Source organism: Tissierella praeacuta DSM 18095 (genome assembly GCF_900128955.1).
Classification (GTDB): domain Bacteria; phylum Bacillota; class Clostridia; order Tissierellales; family Tissierellaceae; genus Tissierella; species Tissierella praeacuta.
The window spans coordinates 36984-56891 of sequence record NZ_FQTY01000014.1 but is presented as its reverse complement, the minus strand read 5'-3'; the positions used below and the strand labels follow the sequence as shown (position 1 = coordinate 56891).

At 30.5% G+C, this 19908-nt stretch carries 18 protein-coding genes and 1 other annotated feature; of the genes, 2 read left to right on the top strand and 16 right to left on the bottom strand.

Features of this window, described 5'->3' with window-relative positions:
• Positions 1–63: 63 nt before the first annotated feature.
• Positions 64–267: a binding site (T-box leader), on the bottom strand.
• A gap of 45 nt (positions 268–312) precedes the next feature.
• The 4 genes from ispF to BUB33_RS12015 form a co-directional block, all read right to left on the bottom strand.
• Complete coding sequence (gene ispF, locus BUB33_RS12030; RefSeq protein ID WP_072976696.1) at positions 313–783, bottom strand: 2-C-methyl-D-erythritol 2,4-cyclodiphosphate synthase; 471 nt, start codon at positions 781–783, stop codon at positions 313–315.
• A gap of 17 nt (positions 784–800) precedes the next feature.
• A complete protein-coding gene (ispD, locus tag BUB33_RS12025; protein WP_072976694.1) occupies positions 801–1541 on the bottom strand; it encodes a 2-C-methyl-D-erythritol 4-phosphate cytidylyltransferase in 741 nt (246 codons plus the stop codon).
• Positions 1542–1632: 91 nt separating this feature from the next.
• A complete protein-coding gene (locus BUB33_RS12020; protein WP_072976692.1) occupies positions 1633–2727 on the bottom strand; it encodes a PIN/TRAM domain-containing protein in 1095 nt (364 codons plus the stop codon).
• Between the two features lie 74 nt (positions 2728–2801).
• Complete coding sequence (locus BUB33_RS12015) at positions 2802–3308, bottom strand: CarD family transcriptional regulator (protein WP_072976690.1); 507 nt, start codon at positions 3306–3308, stop codon at positions 2802–2804.
• 243 nt (positions 3309–3551) lie between these two features.
• On the opposite strand from BUB33_RS12015, the gene BUB33_RS12010 reads away from it, so the two are divergent.
• Positions 3552–3968 carry a nucleoside triphosphate pyrophosphohydrolase family protein gene (locus tag BUB33_RS12010; RefSeq protein ID WP_115322195.1) on the top strand — a complete coding sequence of 139 codons (417 nt, stop codon included), beginning with the start codon at positions 3552–3554 and terminating at the stop codon, positions 3966–3968.
• A gap of 75 nt (positions 3969–4043) precedes the next feature.
• Here the strand turns inward: BUB33_RS12010 and radA are convergent, their stop codons facing one another.
• From radA to fusA, 6 genes are all read right to left on the bottom strand, one after another.
• On the bottom strand, positions 4044–5420 hold the full coding sequence (gene radA / locus BUB33_RS12005) for a DNA repair protein RadA (RefSeq protein ID WP_072976688.1): 1377 nt from the start codon (positions 5418–5420) through the stop codon (positions 4044–4046).
• A gap of 42 nt (positions 5421–5462) precedes the next feature.
• The gene (locus BUB33_RS12000; RefSeq protein ID WP_072976686.1) at positions 5463–7889 is read right to left on the bottom strand and encodes an ATP-dependent Clp protease ATP-binding subunit; all 2427 of its coding nucleotides are present in this window, start codon (positions 7887–7889) and stop codon (positions 5463–5465) included.
• Positions 7890–7894: 5 nt separating this feature from the next.
• Positions 7895–8920 (bottom strand): protein arginine kinase, encoded by a 1026-nt coding sequence (locus tag BUB33_RS11995; RefSeq protein WP_072976684.1) that lies wholly within the window; start codon positions 8918–8920, stop codon positions 7895–7897.
• A gap of 5 nt (positions 8921–8925) precedes the next feature.
• On the bottom strand, positions 8926–9438 hold the full coding sequence (locus BUB33_RS11990; protein ID WP_072976682.1) for a UvrB/UvrC motif-containing protein: 513 nt from the start codon (positions 9436–9438) through the stop codon (positions 8926–8928).
• Positions 9439–9449: 11 nt separating this feature from the next.
• Entirely contained in the window at positions 9450–9911 is a 462-nt protein-coding gene (locus BUB33_RS11985) for a CtsR family transcriptional regulator (protein ID WP_072976680.1), read from the bottom strand.
• Between the two features lie 134 nt (positions 9912–10045).
• Entirely contained in the window at positions 10046–12109 is a 2064-nt protein-coding gene (gene fusA / locus BUB33_RS11980; protein ID WP_072976678.1) for an elongation factor G, read from the bottom strand.
• A gap of 236 nt (positions 12110–12345) precedes the next feature.
• Here fusA and hisC point away from each other — a divergent pair, with 236 nt between their 5' ends.
• On the top strand, positions 12346–13425 hold the full coding sequence (hisC, locus tag BUB33_RS11975; protein ID WP_072976676.1) for a histidinol-phosphate transaminase: 1080 nt from the start codon (positions 12346–12348) through the stop codon (positions 13423–13425).
• A 63-nt stretch (positions 13426–13488) separates the two neighbouring features.
• Here hisC and BUB33_RS11970 read toward each other — a convergent pair whose 3' ends face one another.
• The 6 genes from BUB33_RS11970 to BUB33_RS11945 all read right to left on the bottom strand — a co-directional run bounded on the left by BUB33_RS11970 (position 13489) and on the right by BUB33_RS11945 (position 19885).
• Entirely contained in the window at positions 13489–14652 is a 1164-nt protein-coding gene (locus BUB33_RS11970) for an AI-2E family transporter (protein WP_072976674.1), read from the bottom strand.
• Between the two features lie 103 nt (positions 14653–14755).
• Positions 14756–15970: an aspartate kinase gene (gene dapG, locus BUB33_RS11965; RefSeq protein ID WP_072976672.1), complete on the bottom strand. Its 1215-nt coding sequence runs from the start codon at positions 15968–15970 to the stop codon at positions 14756–14758.
• Between the two features lie 161 nt (positions 15971–16131).
• Positions 16132–16530: a nucleoside-diphosphate kinase gene (gene ndk / locus BUB33_RS11960; protein ID WP_200778213.1), complete on the bottom strand. Its 399-nt coding sequence runs from the start codon at positions 16528–16530 to the stop codon at positions 16132–16134.
• A gap of 133 nt (positions 16531–16663) precedes the next feature.
• Positions 16664–17275: a DNA-3-methyladenine glycosylase gene (locus tag BUB33_RS11955; protein ID WP_072976670.1), complete on the bottom strand. Its 612-nt coding sequence runs from the start codon at positions 17273–17275 to the stop codon at positions 16664–16666.
• Between the two features lie 60 nt (positions 17276–17335).
• Positions 17336–17704 (bottom strand): DUF2500 domain-containing protein, encoded by a 369-nt coding sequence (locus BUB33_RS11950; protein WP_072976667.1) that lies wholly within the window; start codon positions 17702–17704, stop codon positions 17336–17338.
• Between the two features lie 102 nt (positions 17705–17806).
• Entirely contained in the window at positions 17807–19885 is a 2079-nt protein-coding gene (locus BUB33_RS11945; protein ID WP_072976665.1) for a methyl-accepting chemotaxis protein, read from the bottom strand.
• Between the last annotated feature and the right edge of the window lie 23 nt (positions 19886–19908).

Sequence of the window (19908 nt, the reverse complement as noted above, 5' to 3'; positions counted from 1 at the left end):
ATTATAATTTATCTTACCTCAACTATTTAAGATTACAAAAATAATAAACCTTTCATCTCTTGCTCTAGAGACGAAAGGTTGAATTCCGCGGTACCACTCTAATAAACCTAATAAAGGTTCTCTCAATAGTTATAACGCACCACCGTTTAAGCTTTATGGCTTAAAAACTCCAGGACAGGTTCAATATTAGGGAGGACAGAAGTCTTTCACCATATGACTTCCTCTCTAAGACCTATAATATTTACTATTTCCTATCTTAGTCTATATAATATATCCACATTATACTAATAGTATTATATTATGTCAATTATTTTATTTTTGAAGTAAACATACACTATATGCTGAAATTCCCTCTTCTCTCCCTTCAAAACCTAACCACTCTGTTGTTGTAGCTTTTATATTTATATTATCTATAGATGTATGTAAGGTTTCTCCAAGTTTAATCTTCATGCACTCTATATAAGGAGCTAATTTAGGTTTTTGAGCAACAATTGTAGCATCAATATTGCCTATATTATAACCTTTATCGTTCATTAATTTAAATACTTGAGATAAAAGATAAACACTAGAAATATCCTTATACTTATTGTCTGTATCTGGAAAATGTTTTCCAATGTCACCTAAAGCCAATGCCCCTAATATACTATCCATTATTGCATGAATAAGAACATCTGCATCTGAATGACCTAACAATCCTTTTTCAAAAGGGATTTCTACTCCGCCTATAATCAATTTTCTTTCCTCTACAAGTTGATGAACATCATAACCAAATCCTATTCTCATATTATCACCTATCTATATTATCTACTTTGAAAAACAAACTCTCTCCTCCTAAAAATCATTCCCTTATCTTTAAACAAAGATTCAGCAAGGATTATATCCTCAGGAGTAGTAATTTTAATATTTTCGTAAGAACCCATAATCATCTTAACATCATAACCTATTCTCTCAACTATAGAACTATCATCTGTTCCAACAAATCCATTATCTATTGCCTTTTCATATCCTTTAATAAGTATATGTTTAAAGAAACATTGTGGTGTCTGAGCAGCCCAAAGCAAAGCCCTCTGTGGTGTATTATCTATAGTTTTATTTTCCCCTACTACTTTAATTGTATCTGTTACAGGAACTCCTATTACACAAGCTCCGTGAGCAATTGTTCCTTTTATTCCATCTTCAATATTTTCTATTTTTACAAAAGGTCTAGCCCCATCATGGGTTAAAACTATATCAGTTTTTTCACTCAATGCCAGTATTCCATTATATATAGAATCCTGTCGTTCCTTTCCACCTCTAATTATATTAGCTACTTTATTAAATTTATATTTTTTAACGATCTCTTTTCTACAATACTCAATTTCTTCCTCTTTAGCTACTAAGATTATCTCATCAATGTATCTGCATCTCTCAAATTTCTCTATTGTATGAGCAAGTATAGGCTTTCCACCTACAGCTATAAATTGTTTATTAATTTTGCTTCCCATTCTATTGCTCATTCCTGCTGCAGCAATAATAACAGATACATAGTAGTTCTCATACATCCTATTCACCTCTTAAAATATTATAGCACAGTATATTAAAACAATAAACTATATTTATTATATCCAAAAAGAAAAAAGACCCATCTGGGTCTTAAACTGCTTTATCCACCATTGATTTTGGTTTAGCAAATATCATCCTTCCAGCAGATGTTTGAAGAACTGACGTTACTACTACATCTATAGTCTCCCCAATAAACTTTCTTCCACTTTCTACAACAATCATGGTACCATCATCTAAATATGCAAGACCTTGATTTAACTCTTTTCCGTCTCTTACTACCTGTACCAACATTTCTTCACCTGGAAGCACTACTGGTTTTACTGCATTAGCAAGTTCATTTATGTTTAGTACATATATACCTTGAACTTCTGCAACTTTATTTAAATTATAATCATTAGTTATTATTTTCCCTTTAAGTAACTGAGTTAATTTTAGTAGCTTTGAATCAACTTCTTGAACATCATCAAATTTTTTATCATTTATAATTACTTCAATATCTAATTCTTTCTGTATTTTATTCAATATGTCCAGTCCTCTTCTTCCTCTATTTCTTTTTAAAGAATCTGAGGAATCTGCTATATGTTGTAACTCTTCCAATACAAACTCTGGAATAATAAGAGGTCCTTCAATAAATCCAGTCTTACAAATATCAGCTATTCTACCATCAATTATAACAGATGTATCTAATATTTTTGGACATGAGCGATTTTGTGATTTCATTCTATCTTTGGGACTTTTCCTTATATTACCTAAAGTCGAAGATATATCGTCCCTTTTTCTATGGGGAATAGTCAATCCTAAATATCCAAATATGCTATAAAGCATAATTGATGCTATAACTCCAACATAGGGTATACCAGAGCTGTTAAGTGGCTGGGATAATAAAAATGCTATTAGTAATCCTACAATAAGTCCAACAGAAGATATAGCAATATCATATACGGAGAATTTTTCCAATTCATTCTCAATTAACTTTACTAATCTTCTACCTCTCTCAATTATTCTTGATGATAAAGTAAAAAATATAATTCCAAATAAAATTGAAGTACCTAAATGCAATATTAAATTAAGCCATCCTCCTCTAGACATTTGAATAATCTCTAGATTGATAAATAGAGTTAAAATACTATATCCCATCAATGCCCCTATTAATCCAATGACTCCTTTTAAAATTTTATCAATCATCAATTCACCTCCTAGTTTAATATAATTATTACCACTTTTTTATAAAAATAAACCCTATATCCAGATTTAACATATTAAATTTCTTCAGTATCTATTTCTTCTTCACATTTTATTGCTTCTAATACTAATTCCTCAACTTTATCAATATCTGAATCAGCAACTAAAACCATTTCAGATAATAACATCTGCTTTGCTGAACCTAACATTTTCCTTTCTCCTGTAGATAATCCCTTTTCCATATCCATCATTAAAAGATTTCGAACAACAGCTGCAATTTCAAATATATCTCCAGACTTTATCTTATCCATATTTATTCTATATCTTCTATTCCAATTTTGTGGCATGGCAGTTTTATTACCCTTTAATATTGAGATCACTTTATCTAAATCAGATGTATTTATTATTTCTCTCACACCTACTTCCTCAATATTATCTACAGGAACCATCACCTTCATATCTCCAATAGGCATTCTCATAATAAAATATTTTCTTTTTTCTCCTAAAATTTCTTTTTCTTCTATGCCTTCAATAACTCCAGCACCATGCATAGGATATACTACCTTATCTCCAATATTGAACATCTGAATACCTCCTATCTACCTTTCTATTTTATTATACATTAAAATGCTGGAATTGTAAAGTTTATATTTTATCATAGACACATTTCAATTGTCAATCCCCTTTTAATTGTATTTCAAAAAATCTCTATACAAATATTAGTCAAATAAATCTTTATGAATAATTAATAGAAATATTTGACAACTGCTTGTCTTCATAAGTATAATTGAACTATAGCAAATAATCTTTTGACGGGAGTGGAGAATATGAATGACAATATTATAAATTCAGATATGAATTCAACATGTGAAAATTTTCAAGAACAAGTTTCTAAGGTTCTTATTAGGCATAAAAGTATATTAGATATGATGACAAAATTAGATGAGTATAACGCTCGAATTAATAGAGCTGTTGCAAAATCTGTAACTTCTTGTGGATGTATTTCTATTAACGCCACTAAACAAGACTACAGCAAAGAAACTTTTGAAGAAATGCTAGATTCTACTAAGACTCATGTTGAAGGTAATATTTGTGATGGCTGTAAAGAAGTTCTTAATGAGGAAATAGGCTCCTATCTCTTTTATCTAGCTGCTCTATGTAATTCTCTAGACTTGAATATGGATGAAATATTAAAAAAGGAATATAATACTATTAAAACTCTTGGTGTATTTAGCTTAAAATAAAATATTTTTTGCTAATTTTGAGTTTTAAATATATGAAAAATAGGCTAGAATTAATTCTAGCCTACTTTTCATATATTAATCAAAAGCATCTTTAATTACATCTCTTAAAGTCTCTAATTCTATAATCTTAAGATTTAACGTCTTTATTCCTTTTCCACTATTAGGAGCTACATATACTCTTTTAAATCCCATTCTATCTAATTCTCTGAGTCTTGATTCTAAAGATGGAACTCTTTTTAATTCTCCTGTTAATCCAACATCTGATATAAATACAGTATCATTTGGTATCCCCTTATGTTTTACTGAGGATATAATGCTCATAAGCACAGCTAAATTTGATGCTTGTTCCTTTAGTTTTATTCCTCCAGTAGTCTTTATAACTACGTTTTTATCATAAAACCTAATTCCACCTCTTTGTTCTATTATTGATACTAAAGTATTTAATTGTTCTCTTTTTAAACATTCTCCTATCCTTGAAGGATATGGAGTAAAGGATTCCGAAACTAAAGATTCTATTTCCAAGATAATTGGTCTTGTTCCTTCTCTAACTACAGTTATTGCTGACCCTGGCATTATACTATTTCCTTCCCTTGATGTCATAAAATATTCAGAGGGATTATCTATGGAAATCATTCCCTTATCAGTTATATAAAAAAATCCCATTTCTCCTGTAGAGCCATATCTATTTTTTGTGGTCAGCAATGTTCTTAATTCTTCACCACTCTCACCTTCTATAATAAGTACAGCATCCACTAAGTGCTCTAGTGCTCGTACTCCTGCAATTTCATCTTCTTTCGTCATCTGCCCTATTAAAATAACAGCTCTAGGTCTGTCTTGATTTTTCGCTATCTTGACTAAAGCATTTGCACATTCCATAGTTTGAGTTGGTGAACCTGCCCTAGAGCTGGAAAATTCTTCAAGAATAAAAGTTTGAATACTATCTATAATAATTAAATCTGGATCAATCTCCTCTATATTATCCAAAACATTATCCATACTATTATCAGACATTACCCATACATTAGAATCAACCTTATTTATAATCCTATCTGCTCTATTCTTTATCTGGGATTCACTTTCCTCTCCTGATGCATATAAAACCTTATAATCCATTTCAGCCAAATCATTTGCTACCTGTAAAAGCAAAGTGGACTTTCCAGCACCTGGTTTTGCAGAAAGTATTGTTATAGAATCTTTAACTATTCCACCTCCCATTACCCTATTAAATTCATTTATATTGGTTATTATTCTATCACTATTAGTAGCAACTATATCTTGTAATCTTCTAATAGGCTTTTTTTCTAAACCTCTGCTAGAATTAAAATTTCCTTTTTTATCATCAATTATAGTTTCTTTTAAACTCCCCCAAGAATTACATTCTGGACATCTTCCTAAATGCCCAATACTTCTATATCCACAAATTTCACATATATACATAGTTTTTTTCTTCATTTTTTCCCCCAGAATATTAGGGAATGATATATTAATCATCCCCTATCTTTTAAATGCTAATTTGTCATTTTCATAATCTATGATTATGTCATCATCCTTAGACACATTGCCTCTTAATATTTCTTCTGCAAGCTGGTCTTCTATCATTCTTCTTATAGTTCTTTCAAGAGGTCTTGCTCCATATACTGGATCAAATCCTTTGCTAGCTATATATGATTTTGTATTTTCTGACACTTGTATCTTAACCCCAATTTTCAAAAGACGTTTCTCTAAATCTTTTATCATAATTTCTACAATTTCCCTTACATGTTCTTCCTCTAAGCTGTGGAAGACTATAATTTCATCTAGCCTATTTAAAAATTCAGGTCTAAAAGTTCTCTTCAGATCTTCAGTTATGGTTTCTTTCATTCTTTCATATTCTTCTTTATTTTCTTCTTTACCTATAGAGAACCCTAATACATTCTGCTTTCTAATAGATGTAGCACCAACATTTGAAGTCATTATAATAACTGTGTTTTTAAAATCAACAGTTTTTCCTTTTGAATCTGTAAGTCTACCATCATCTAATATTTGTAAAAGCATATTAAATACATCTGGGTGTGCCTTCTCAATTTCATCAAATAAAACCACTGCATAGGGTTTTCTTCTTACAGCTTCTGTCAGCTGTCCACCTTCATCATATCCAACATATCCTGGAGGAGAGCCTACTAATCTAGAAACTGAATGTTTCTCCATATACTCTGACATATCTATCCTTATCATAGCATCTTCATCACCAAATAAAGCTTCTGCTAAGGATTTTGCCAAATAAGTTTTTCCTACACCTGTAGGTCCTACAAATATAAAACTTCCAACTGGTTTTTTAGGATCTTTAAGTCCAACTCTAGATCTTCTTACTGCACTAGATATTGCCTTTACTGCTTGCTCTTGTCCAATGACTTTTTCATGTAATATCTGCTCCAGATTTAATAATCTTTCAGATTCTTCTGTGGTCATTTTTGTAACTGGTATACCTGTCCAATTAGATACAACTTTAGCTATTTCCTCATAATTAACTACCATGTTGGAAGTTTGTTTTTCCTGTTCCCATCTTGCTTTGTTATTTTCCAGCTCCTCTTTTACTTGTCTTTCTACATCTCTTATCTTTGCTGCCTTTTCATAATTTTGAGTATTTATTGCTTCTTCCTTTTCCTGAGATAGTTCCTCAAGTCTTTCTTCTAATTTCTTTAAATCATCTGGTGCAACATAAGAGTTTATTCTAATCATTGAAGCAGCCTCATCTATTAAGTCAATAGCCTTATCAGGTAAAAATCTATCAGTTATATATCTACTTGATAATTCTGCGGCAGCTTTTATAGCTTCATCTGTTATTTTTACTCTATGATGAGCTTCATATCTATCTCTTAAACCTTCTAATATCTTTATAGTATCTTCCACATTAGGTTCTTCTACCATAATAGTTTGTAATCTTCTCTCTAAGGCAGAATCTTTTTCAATATATTTTCTATATTCATCTATGGTTGTTGCTCCAACTATTTGCAATTCACCACGAGCTAATACTGGCTTCAATATGTTTGAAGCATCTATTGCACCTTCAGCAGCCCCAGCACCTACTATTGTATGCAATTCATCTATGAAGAGTATCACATCTCCTGCTTCTTTTAATTCCTGCATCACAGATTTTAATCTATCTTCAAATTCACCTCTATATTTTGCTCCTGCTATCATTCCTGGTAAATCTAATGTAAGAACTCTTTTATTCTTTATAATCTCTGGCACTTGACCTTCTATTATCTTTTGAGCAAGACCTTCTGCAATAGCTGTCTTTCCCACACCCGGTTCGCCAATTAACACTGGATTGTTTTTAGTCCTTCTACTTAAGACCTGAATCACTCTCTCTATTTCCTTCATTCTGCCTATTACTGGGTCAATTTTCCCTGAAGCTGCTAATTTATTTAAGTCAGTACTATATTTAGCTAAATTAGGAGTATTTTGGCTACTACCTTCTATATTTTGTCCTTGTTTTGGTCCTACATCTGTCACCATACTAAGAATTAATTCTCCAAGTTTATTTATATCTACTCCTAATTTTTTCAATACAACAATTGCAACTCCTTCACCTTCAGCCAATAATCCAAGTAATAAATGCTCTGTGCCAACATAATTATGTCCTAAATTTCTCGCTTCAATAAATCCTAACTCAAATATCCTTTTAGTTCTAGGCGTAAATCCCAAAATATCTGCACCATATTGCCCTTCTCCTATGGCTGAAATAACTTCTTCCCTAACCTTATCCAATGTAATTCCAGATTGTAATAGGGCTTTTGCAGCTACTCCTTCTCCTTCTGCCACTAGCCCTAATAATAAATGTTCTGTTCCTACATAGTTATGTTTTAGACCCTTAGCTTCTTCTTGAGACAACAGTATTGCCTTTTGTGCTTTTTCAGTAAATCTTCCAAACATAGCCATATTTACTACCCCTCCATATTAATTAAATTATTTCTTATTAGTTGTGCTCTAGACATATCTCTTTCATCTTTTAGCATATCTTTCTGAAAGTTTGTCTGTATGCTGGCTGGCTGTATATCTATCATTAATCTCATAATATCTTTTGGTTTTATATCTTTTATTATTCCCATATCAGAGCCTAATTTAACATTAGATAAATGAAGCATTGCCTCTTTAGATGTTATAAGTCTACTATAATTCAAAATTCCAAAAGATCTAAATACCTTATCTTCAATTTGAAGTCTCTTCTTATCTAAAAGAAATTCCCTAGTACTTCTTTCTCTTTCAACTATTTGGTATATGACCTTATTTAATTTTTTAATTATATCTTCTTCCCTTTCTCCTAATGTAGTTTGATTAGATATTTGAAATAAATGACCTAAAGCTTTAGATCCTTCACCATAAAGTCCCCTCACAGTTAGTCCAATTTTTCCTAATCCATCTATTATAGCATTTAGATGACCTGTAATAGATAATGCTGGAAGATGAACCATTACAGATGCTCTAAGCCCAGTACCTACATTAGTAGGGCAAGATGTTAAATATCCAAATTTATCATGAAAAGCATATTCAATCTTTTCTTCTAAATTATCATCTATAATTGAAGAAATCTTCCAACCTTCCTCTATATTTAAGCCTGGTAGCAATACTTGTATTCTAATATGGTCTTCCTCATTTATCATTATAGTCGCCTTTTCATCATCTCTCAAAAGAAAGCTGCCATTATTAGTACTTTGTGCAAGATTGGGACTTATTAAATGTTCTTCAACAAATACAGCCTTTTCTAGTTCAGATAAATCTTTAATCCTATAAAATCTATATATATCCTCTCTACCTTTCATAGCGTTTAAGATTTCTTCTGTAACAAACTCTGATTCATCCATAGTCATAAAATTGGGAAACTTATAATTTACCATATTTCTGGCAATTCTTAACCTTGTACTAACCACTACATCTTCATCATTCCCTATACCATCTAACCATTTAATCAAGTTTATCACCCCTCATAACTATCGGTCTTGCTTTTTAATTTTTTTATTTCATCCCTTAGAAATGCAGCTCTCTCAAAATCTTCTTTAACTATTGATTCCTCTAATTGGATCTTTAAAGATTCCATTGCCTTTTTTTGTATAGCTCTATCACTTGCTTTCGTAGGAACCTTTCCTATATGTTCATTGTGACCATGTATTCCCTTTAACAAGGAATCTACATCCTCTCTAAATGTTTCATAGCAATTTGCACAACCAAATCTACCTATTTCCATAAACTTTTTATAAGTTAAACCACATTCTGAACAAACAATATTTTTTACTTCTTCTTTTCCTTCTTGTATTGAGCCTATAAGTCCTGTGAAAATCTTTTGAAAAGAAAAAGGAAAATCAAAATCAAAATCTAAATCATTATTTTTTTTAGCACAGGAATCACATAAATGCATTTCCTCAACACTACCATTTACTATTTTAGTAAAATGAATAGTTGCATTATTTTTTTGACAAGTTTGACATAACAAAATAACACCCCCTATTTAACAAGAATCAATAAAATATTCTTTAAAATATCTGCTCTTAATTCATTTCTTATAGCTGCATTTTCTCTATTTAAAGCTCTATCTCCTATTGCAGCTTTAATAATATCTCTTTCTCTGCTACTAATAAAATCTTCTTCTAAAAGCCCATCAATTATATGATATGCTTTGTTTTTCGTAATTGATTCACCAATAGTCTCTAATATAATAGTATTGATATCTTCATTCTCATCTATTCCTACTTTTATAATCTTAATATACCCACCACCGCCTCTTCTACTCTCAATATAATAACCTTTATAAGGAGTAAATCTAGTGGTTAATACATAATTTATCTGTGAAGGTGCACAATCAAACTTTTCTGCTAATTCATTCCTCTGAATCTCTATAGTCCTATCTTCTGCCATATCTATCATAGATTTAATAAAACGCTCTATAGTATTGCTTATTCCAGGCATTTAAATCCTCCTTTGACTTTGACTTTCTTTGCCCTTTCTATTATTATATTATATCTATATTTTATATTCTTTACAATAGATTTATAGATAATTTATAAAAAGTCCAGCCAAAATTGGCTGGACTTTTATTTTATTTATTCTTTTTCAGCTTTTGCTTCTGCAATAATTTTTTCTGCAATATTAGAAGGAACTTCTTCATATCTAGCAAATTCCATTGTAAAACTTCCTCTTGCTTGAGTCATTGCCCTTAAATCTATTGCATATTCGAACATCTCAGAATGTGGAGCTTCCGCACTAACTTTTTGTGTACCATCATCTTGTTGTTCCATTCCTAGTATTCTACCTCTACGTTTATTCATATCTCCCATAACATCACCCATATAATCCTCAGGTATTGATATTTCATATTTCATTATAGGTTCAAGTAGTATTGGCTTTGCTGCCTCCATACCCTTTTTAAATGCTAATGATGCTGCGATTTTAAATGCCATTTCGTTAGAATCTACTGGATGATAAGAACCATCGAATAGGGTTGCTTTCATATTAACTACTGGATATCCTGCTAAAACCCCATGTTCAAGAGAATCTACAAGCCCTTTTTCTACTGCTGGGAAATAATTTCTTGGAACTGCACCACCAAATACTTCCTCTGCAAATACAAATTTCTCTTCACATGGCTCAAATCTTATATGAACATCTCCATATTGCCCTGCACCACCTGATTGCTTTTTATGTTTTCCTTGTACAGAAGCTGTTCCTTTAATAGTTTCCCTATAAGCAATCTTTGGATTAGTTAAATTAACTTCTACTCCAAAGGCATTTTTCAATTTATCAACTATAACTGTTAGTTGCATATTTCCCTGTCCGCCAATTAAAAGTTGTTTAGTTTCCGCATTTCTTTGGACTATAAAAGTTGGATCCTCATCTGTTAATTTTTGTAAGGATACTCCTATCTTTTCCTCATCTCCTTTAGCCTTTGGTTCAACAGCTAGGAATAGTGTTGGTTGAGGATATTTAATTTCTTCGTAAAGTATTGGATTATTTTTTGAACATAAGGTATCACCTGTTCTAGTAAAGTTAAGTTTTGCAGTAGCTCCAATATCTCCAGCTTGGATTTCTGAAACTTCAATCTGGTTTTTTCCTCTAAGAACAAATAATCCTCCTAATTTTTCCACCTTATCCTTAGTAGAATTATACAATTCCATATCTTTAGTTATTTTACCTGACACTACTTTAAACAATGTCAATTTCCCTACAAATGGATCTATAATAGTTTTAAATACTATCCCTGAAAATGGTTCATTAACATCTATTTTTCTTTCTATCTCATTATCTTCTTTCATTCCTTTAACAATTCCAATTTCTTTTGGAGAAGGAATATATCTTTCTATAATTTCTAATAAGAAATCACAACCTATAGCTTTTTCTGCTGAACCTACTATCAAAGGTACTAAGTCTCCATTTATAACTGCCGTTTTTAGTCCTTTAGCTATTTCATCTTGAGTAAATTCTTCTCCCTCAAAATACTTTTCCATTAAGGCTTCATCTGTTTCTGCTACTTTTTCCATTAAGCCTTCCTTTATAGATTCTACCTCAATTTTTTGTTCTTCTGTTATCTCTACTTCTTTTCTTTGAATTCCATTATATTCATAAGCTTTAGCATCTATTACAGATACAAAGCCTTTAAAACCATTAGATACACCAATAGGTAAAGTAAAAGGCACAATTTTATCACCAAATGTTTCCTTCAAATTAGACAATAAATTATCAAAATCAACCTCTTCTTTATCCATTTTATTAAGGAATATAATCCTTGGAGTTACATACTTCTCTAAATTTTTCCACGCTTTCTCTGTACCTACTTCGATACCAGAAGAAGCATCAACTAGTAATACCGAGCCTTCCGATGCTCTTTTTGCACCATACATTTCACCAATAAAATCGAAATATCCTGGTGTGTCTAATAAATTGAATTTTGTGTCTTTCCATTCCACAGGGATAACAGTTGTACCAATAGATACTTTACGTGCTATTTCTTCTTTATCGAAATCCGATACAGTGTTTCCATCCTCTACTCTTCCCTGTCTTTTTGTTACGCCTGTTGCAAATAGTACTGCTTCAGTTAAAGTTGTTTTCCCGCTACTACTATGTCCTAGTAAAGCTACATTTCTGATTTTATCAGCTGAATATGTTTTCATTATACATTTCCCCCTTAACCAGCATATTTATTTAAAAGATTTTATTGAAAATCTTCATAACCTATTTTACACATTTCACAAAATTTTTAGTAAATTATTATTCAAAAAAATCGGAATATTAGTTACCCCTTTGATTATATCATAAGGTATATTATTATCATAGTCTTTTTTTATTGTCAGTCTATTGTTACAATTAATATACTGATATCTTTATAACAAGAAAGGGGTTGTTTATATTGTCAATTGATTTTAGGAATGAGATAAGGAATTTAGAGCCATACAGACCTGGGAAACCTATTAAAGATGTAAAAAGAGAATACAATCTTAACAAAGTCATAAAACTTGCATCTAATGAAAATCCTTTAGGTTGTTCTCCAAAAGTTAAAGAAGCTATAATCAATACTTTAGATGAATTGGCTATTTATCCAGATGGAAATTCTACAGAATTAAAAGAAACCTTAGCTTCTACTCTTGGAATAGATGTTAATGAAATTTTACCAAGTGGTGGTTCCGATGAAATGATTGATCTAATAGCAAAAACATATATTGATAAAGATGATGAAATAATCATGGCTGATATTACATTTCCAAGATACATACAAACTACAGAAATGATGGGTGGAACTCCAATTATAGTTCCGTTAAAGGAATTTACATTTGATTTAAAAGGAATCTTAGAAAGAATTACCAACAAAACTAAAATCATCTGGATATGTAACCCAAATAATCCAACAGGTACTATGATTACAGAAAAAGAATTTGTAGACTTCATTACTAATGTTCCCCCTAAGGTTTTAGTTATATCTGATGAAGCATATCGAGAATATGTTACTAGAGATGATTATCCTTTTAATACTGTTGAACTCTCAAAAAAACATCCTAATCTTTTAGTTATGAGAACCTTTTCAAAAGCCTATGGATTAGCTGGCATTAGAGTAGCCTATACCATAGGGAATAAAGATATTTTAGAAAATATAAATAAAGTTAGAGGACCTTTTAATGTAAATATATTAGCACAATCTGCTGCAATAGCAGCTATAAAAGATACTGAATTTCTAAAAAAGAGTTATAAAGCTAATTTAGAAGGAAAAAACTATCTTTATAGTGAATTTGATAAACTGGGATTTAATTACGCCCCATCAGAGACAAATCATATATTTGTTAATGTAGGCAGAAATGGACAAGAAGTATTTTTAGAGTTACAAAAAAGAGGTGTTATTATAAGACCTATGAAGGGAGATTTTATAAGGGTTTCCATAGGAACCATGGAAGAAAATTCTTTGTTTATTGAAAAATTAAAAGAAGTATTATTATAAGAACAATTAAATTTTAACTTATATATTAAAAATCAGGTGAGAAAAAATTCTCACCTGATTTACTTATATATATTTATCAGTTTCACATGGCAGTCCTTTTTTCTTTAATCTGTCTTCAACAATTTCTTTAATAATAGAATATATAAATACAAATAAAGGTACTCCAATAATCATTCCTAATAATCCAAATAGTTTTCCCGTAATTAACAAAGAAAACAAAATCCAAAATGCAGAAATTCCTAAAGAATCTCCTAATATTTTTGGTCCTATAATATTTCCATCTATTTGCTGAATTACAAGTACTATTACTAAGAACCAAAATGCTTTAACAGGTGATATAAATAATATAATAATTGCTGAAGGTATAGCACCAATAAATGGTCCAAAGAATGGAATTATATTAGTTATACCAATTATAAAAGATATTAAAATTGTATAAGGCATTTTAGCCATAGTTACAACAACAAAGGTTAAAATACCAATAATGAAAGAGTCCAATATCTTCCCTATTAGAAATTTCCCAAATATATTATTCCCTCTATTAACTAACTCTATTAATCTATTTGCTCTTACCTCAGAAAACAAAGCTCTTGTCACTTTTTTACTTAATGCCATAACCTTCTCTTTATCCGTTAGTAAATAAATAGATATAATAAGCCCAAGAACTATATTCCATATACTTGATAGTATATTTTTAACTGTATTACCTAATATAGGTATAAGATCTGTTGCAAATTTTATTATACTCTCCCTATACTGAGTCCATTTCTCTACTATAAAATTATAATATTCTTCCTGTATCTCATACTTACTATTAAAATCATTAACTAAAACAGTAATTTTGCTTACGTAATATGGAATATCATTTACTAATCCCATTATACTTGATAAAACTTGAGGAAATATAAACTTCAAAAAACTATAAATTACCAATACTACTGTTGTATAAGTTAAAACCAATCCAATTAATCGTTTAATTTTTGGTTTTAAATTATTAAAAATTTTAAAATGTAATAAATTTTCTTCATAAAATTTTAAAATAAAATTAAAAAGATATGCCATAGTAAATCCAATTATAAAGGGCATAAATATCGATATTGCTTCTCCCACTTTGATTTGAAACAAATTTATCTCTGATGCGATCAAATAAAAAATAATACTGGCACAAATTACAAAAAATGAATAAATGGATATAGTCGTATATTTAGAATTCCAATTAATCTTCAAAGCTTTACCTCCATAATTATTATTTTACTTCATTTTATAACCAATTCATTATATTTACAAGAAAAATATATAGAACGGTTATTAACCGTTCTATATTACTTCATTACTTCCCTAATTCAAAATAATTGTGTAATGCATTGACTGCTTTATTTGTATATTGACTTTCTATTAAACAAGAAATTGTAGTATGAGAGTCTGATGTCTGTAATATCTCTATATTTTCCTTAGATAGTGCTGAAACAGCCTTAGCCATTACTCCTGGTATACCTCTCATCCTATTTCCAATAATGGTAACCTTAGTACAATCATGTATTAAACTATATTCATAATTTAATTTCTTCAATACCTTTTCTAATAATATATCTTGTTTTTCATCTATGATAAAAAATATTTGCTCAGGATATATATTTATCATATCAATACTCACTCCTGCCTTCGCTATATTATCAAATAATAATTCATTACTTTCAAAGTTAGACTTAGAAGGCGTTATCTTAACTTGAGTTCTATTATTTATATGTGCAACTGATGTAATCAGTTTCATATCTTCCTCTATATAAGATCTAGTTCTATGATAATTAGTAATTAGTGTACCATTGTAGTCTGAATTTGTATTTCTAATAACTATAGGTATATTAGATCTCATAGCTATCTCTACTGCTCTAGGATGCAATACTTTGGCACCGTATTCTGCCATTTGAAATACCTCATTATAAAATATAGTATCCATTACCCTTGCATCTGGTACTATTTTAGGATCTGCAGTCATTACTCCATCTACATCTGTATATATCTCTACTAATTCAGCATTTAAAGCTTCTCCTATAATAGATGCCGTTACATCAGATCCACCTCTTCCTAGTGTAGTAATATCTCCATTTTCCGTCATCCCTTGAAATCCAGTAATTACAGGAATTACCCCTTCTTCTAAACTTTTGAGAATATTTTCAGGACTTACCTTTAATATCTTTGCATCTAAAAAATTATCATCTGTTATAATTCCTGCTTGACCTCCAGTAAATACAGCTGCCTTATGTCCTCTTGCTTTTAAAGTATTCGCCATAACTGTTGCAGATATAATTTCTCCACAAGACATTAAGATATCCAATTCTCTAGGGTTAGGTTCTATTCCCGTAGATTTAATAAGACTTATCAATGTATCTGTTGCATACGGATCTCCCATTCTTCCAATAGCAGAAACTACTACAACAGGATCTAGGTTTTTATCTATTGCTGCTTCAATTTTATCTATAGCTAAATTTCTTCGCTCATCATTCATTACAGAAGTTCCACCAAATTTTTGAATAATTATCTTCATTATATTCATCTCCATTAAATTTCTATAGTATAATTATATCTTTATTCATATATCATGACTTTTGCCACTATCTATTATAAATTATATTTAATGTAATGTGAACTTTTTTATTGAATGATGGAAAATTTATTATTCATATAAAAAACAACCCAAAAACTGTTTTAATTAAACCACAAATTTAATTCTCTTTTTGCACTTATAACTGAATCTGAGCCATGTATTATATTTTCAGTAATAGAATTAGCAAAATCTCCCCTTATAGTGCCTGGCATGGCTACCTTAGGATCTTTGTCACCTATCATAATCCTCATGACATCTATAGCAGATTGCCCCTCTATTTCCATAGCCATAACAGATTCTTCTGAAATATAGTTAATTAGCTCTTCAAAAAATGGCTTTCCTTTATGATCAATATAATGTTCTTCTATTAATTCTCTACTTGGTTTAAACATCCTTGCCCTTGTTATTTTATAACCTTTTCTTTCAATTCTTCCTATTATTTCCCCTATAAGTCCTCTTTTCACCCCATCAGGTTTAATCATAATAAAAGTTTTCTCCACAAGATCACCCCTGTTTATTTTATCTTTTAACGCTTTAAATATGTTAAGTATTTTACCCATACTTTTAGTAATTAAAACTAAAGTGGTAGAATCCACTACTTTAGTTTTGTAAAAAAAAGCAGAACTTTCTGTCCTACTTTTTTGATACAAAAGGATTGTCTTTAATATAAAATCTTAGCAAATAATCTTTTGCCATTTCCGCATAATCTATATTAATTCTTTTACTTCTTACAATATGGTCTAATGATAACTTAGGTGCAGTCTCTATCCAAATTCTTGAATCGGTGACTACATCAGCCCCATAGAGTTCTTTAGTAATACCATATGCCATAATAAATTTTGCTGGTCCATTTGTTAGATTAGTGATTTCTTTTCTTGTTGGACTATCATAGGTTCTTTTATATCTATTCACATACATCTTTTCTATCCCTTCTATTGGCTCTATTGCTCTAATTAATACGGCTCCATGAACTCCCTTTTTTTCAGCCACAATATTAAAACATAGATACATACCATATATTGTATAGATATAAATATGTCCTCCTACTTCATCTATTATTTTTGTCCTTTCAGTTAATCCTTTATTAAAATGAGCCCCATCATCCTTTGCATTTATATAAGCTTCAGTTTCAACTATCTTTCCCTTGTATATATTTTCTCCATCTTTATATACTAAAATCTTTCCAAGTAAATCCCTTCCAACTAATATTGTATTTCGTTCATAAAACTCCCTAGTCAATCTCATGAAAACATCCTTTCAAAACTATGTTGTCTTATCTTTTCCATTTTCTCATTACTTAATGTATTATTGTTCCAATTCTACCCTTTCAAAGTTGTGATATCTTGTGCCTTGAAATGTAAGTTTCCCAATATCTCCTTCCGCCAACAATCCATATTCCTTTCCTGAGATATGAAATTCCATTCTATCTCCAGATTCAACTTCAAAAGTAACATAATAAGATGTACTGGCAGATGAATGATTTTCATGGTGATGTCTTGAAGTATTAGTTCTTTTAGTAACCACTTTAGCTGCTACAGTTAAGACTGGTTGTTTATTATTTGAATTCCATTCCTTAATTCCTCTTATAATAGTAAATATAATCATGCCAAAAACAAATATAAAAAATAATGGAAAAATAACATCCATAAATGAAAACATATCGAACATATACATACAACCTCCCCTCCTATTTTTCTTTATTATATCATATTACCTTAAGGAAAAAAATCGCGAAAAAAAACCAAGTCAATAATTCACTGACTTGATCTTTTGAAATTACAGCTTAAATCGATTCACTAATCCATTTAACTTTTCTATAGTTTTAGCTAAATTATCAGTATTGTTGGATATAGTTTCCATTGTCGCAGCTTGTTCTTCCATAGAAGCTGACAATTCTTCTGTTGAAGCTGCTGTTTCCTCTGTTACAGAAGATATGCTTTGAATAGCTAATATGGCATCTTCCTTGTCTTTATTTACTACTTCAAGCCTTCCATCTAATTGTTCTATGGCTCCTATTGATATTAATATTGCCCTATATATCTCTTCAAATCCATTTTTAACTTGCTCTAAAGTTTTATTAGCATCATCTAGTGCTTCTTCTGATTCAACCATACTTCCTTTCGTAGCTTCCACTTCAACTTGAATTGTATTTAATATTCCTTCTATATTTTTAGTAGCATGCCCAGTTTCCTCTGACAATTTTCTTATTTCCTCTGCTACAACAGCAAATCCCCTGCCCGCTTCACCAGCTCTAGCCGCCTCTATAGCAGCATTTAATGCTAATAAATTAGTTTGTTCAGAAATATCCATTATAGTATTTAATATTCCTCCAATGGAGTGTGACATTTCTGATAAAGAGTCAACATTTTTTGCAACTACTCTAGTAGCTTCATTTGTTATACTAAATTTCTCCACCATATTATTCATAGCTTTTGAGCCTTCCTCATTTATCTTTTGAGCCTTAATAGAGCTTTCAACTACTAATTCTCCATCTTCCACTGCTGCCTTTATCTCATTAGCCAATCTATATAGTTTTTCTGAGCCAGTTTCAGCATCTTCCGCCTGCCCCATAGAAGCCTGTGCTAACTCATCTACAGTTTTTGCCATATCATTTATAGATTGAGTAGTTTCGTTTGTAGCCGTAGTCAAACTATTAGTGTTTTCTACAATATTTAAAGTAGTTTCTTCAATTTCACTTATAATCTTTCTCATTTCACCTCGTAATGTTGCTGTGGCTTTAAATATTGCTCCTACTTCATCTTCTCTCTTATCAAGAGCCTTTATTTCCTTAGTTTCTTCAGAATGCGTTAAATCTAAATTAGATGTTTTACTTAAAATCCCAGATACTAAGTTTATTGGTTCAGAAATTCTTCTTGCTGCAATTAAAGCTACCACTATGGCTAATATTGCTGCTACAATTATAACTCCAAAGTTTATATAAATGGTTCTGTACATATCTTTCAATACTTCTCTGTTTGGCACAGTTAAAGCTATGACCTTACCATCATGTAGCTTTGAAAAAACCATAATTTTCTTTTCTCCACCAAAATCAGTATCTACTACTCCTGCTTCATTTTCTTCCATTTCTTCGGCAATGTAATTATATTTACCATCATCTATAGTCCTTAAATTATTGCTTCTATCTAAAGTAGGATGGATTATATAGTCATAATTTTTATTGAGTATAAAAGCATATCCAGTATCATAAACTTCTACATCTTCTACAGCTTTAACTAAATCCTTTACCCGTAAGTCTATTCCTATTACACCAAGAATTTCATTATCAATAACAATAGGTGCAGAATAAGTCATTACATTGAAACTAGCATTATTGAATCTAGGATCACTCCATGTTCCAACACCAGATTTTATGGCATCATAATAAAATGATACCGATGGATCGTCTTCTTTTTTACCTGATATTTCTACAGGTAGAGATTGCATTAAAGTTCCATTATCATCTAATTTAATCCAAACCCCTTCCGTCCTCCCTGTATATTTAGGATCTAAGGCTATATATATTCCAGCACATTTTCTAGTTTCTTTAGTTATTTCCTTAACTATGGGTTTTAGAACTGTTTCACTATAATTATCTAAGTATCCATTTTCTTTTAATCTTGACATATTTACAGATCCACTAACTATTTTATCTATATTATTTAATATTCCCTCAAAAAGAACTAAATCTTCATTAAATTTTCCAGAGTATATCTTTGCTGTATTAAGAAGTTTTTCTTTACTCTCTTTCTTAATTACTCTTATACTGTTAAACATACTGGTTATACCAACCAATAAAGACATTGATATAGAACAAACTAAGACTATTAATATAATTCTTGTACTAATTTTTTTCAATTTTTTCCCCCTCTTTTCTGACT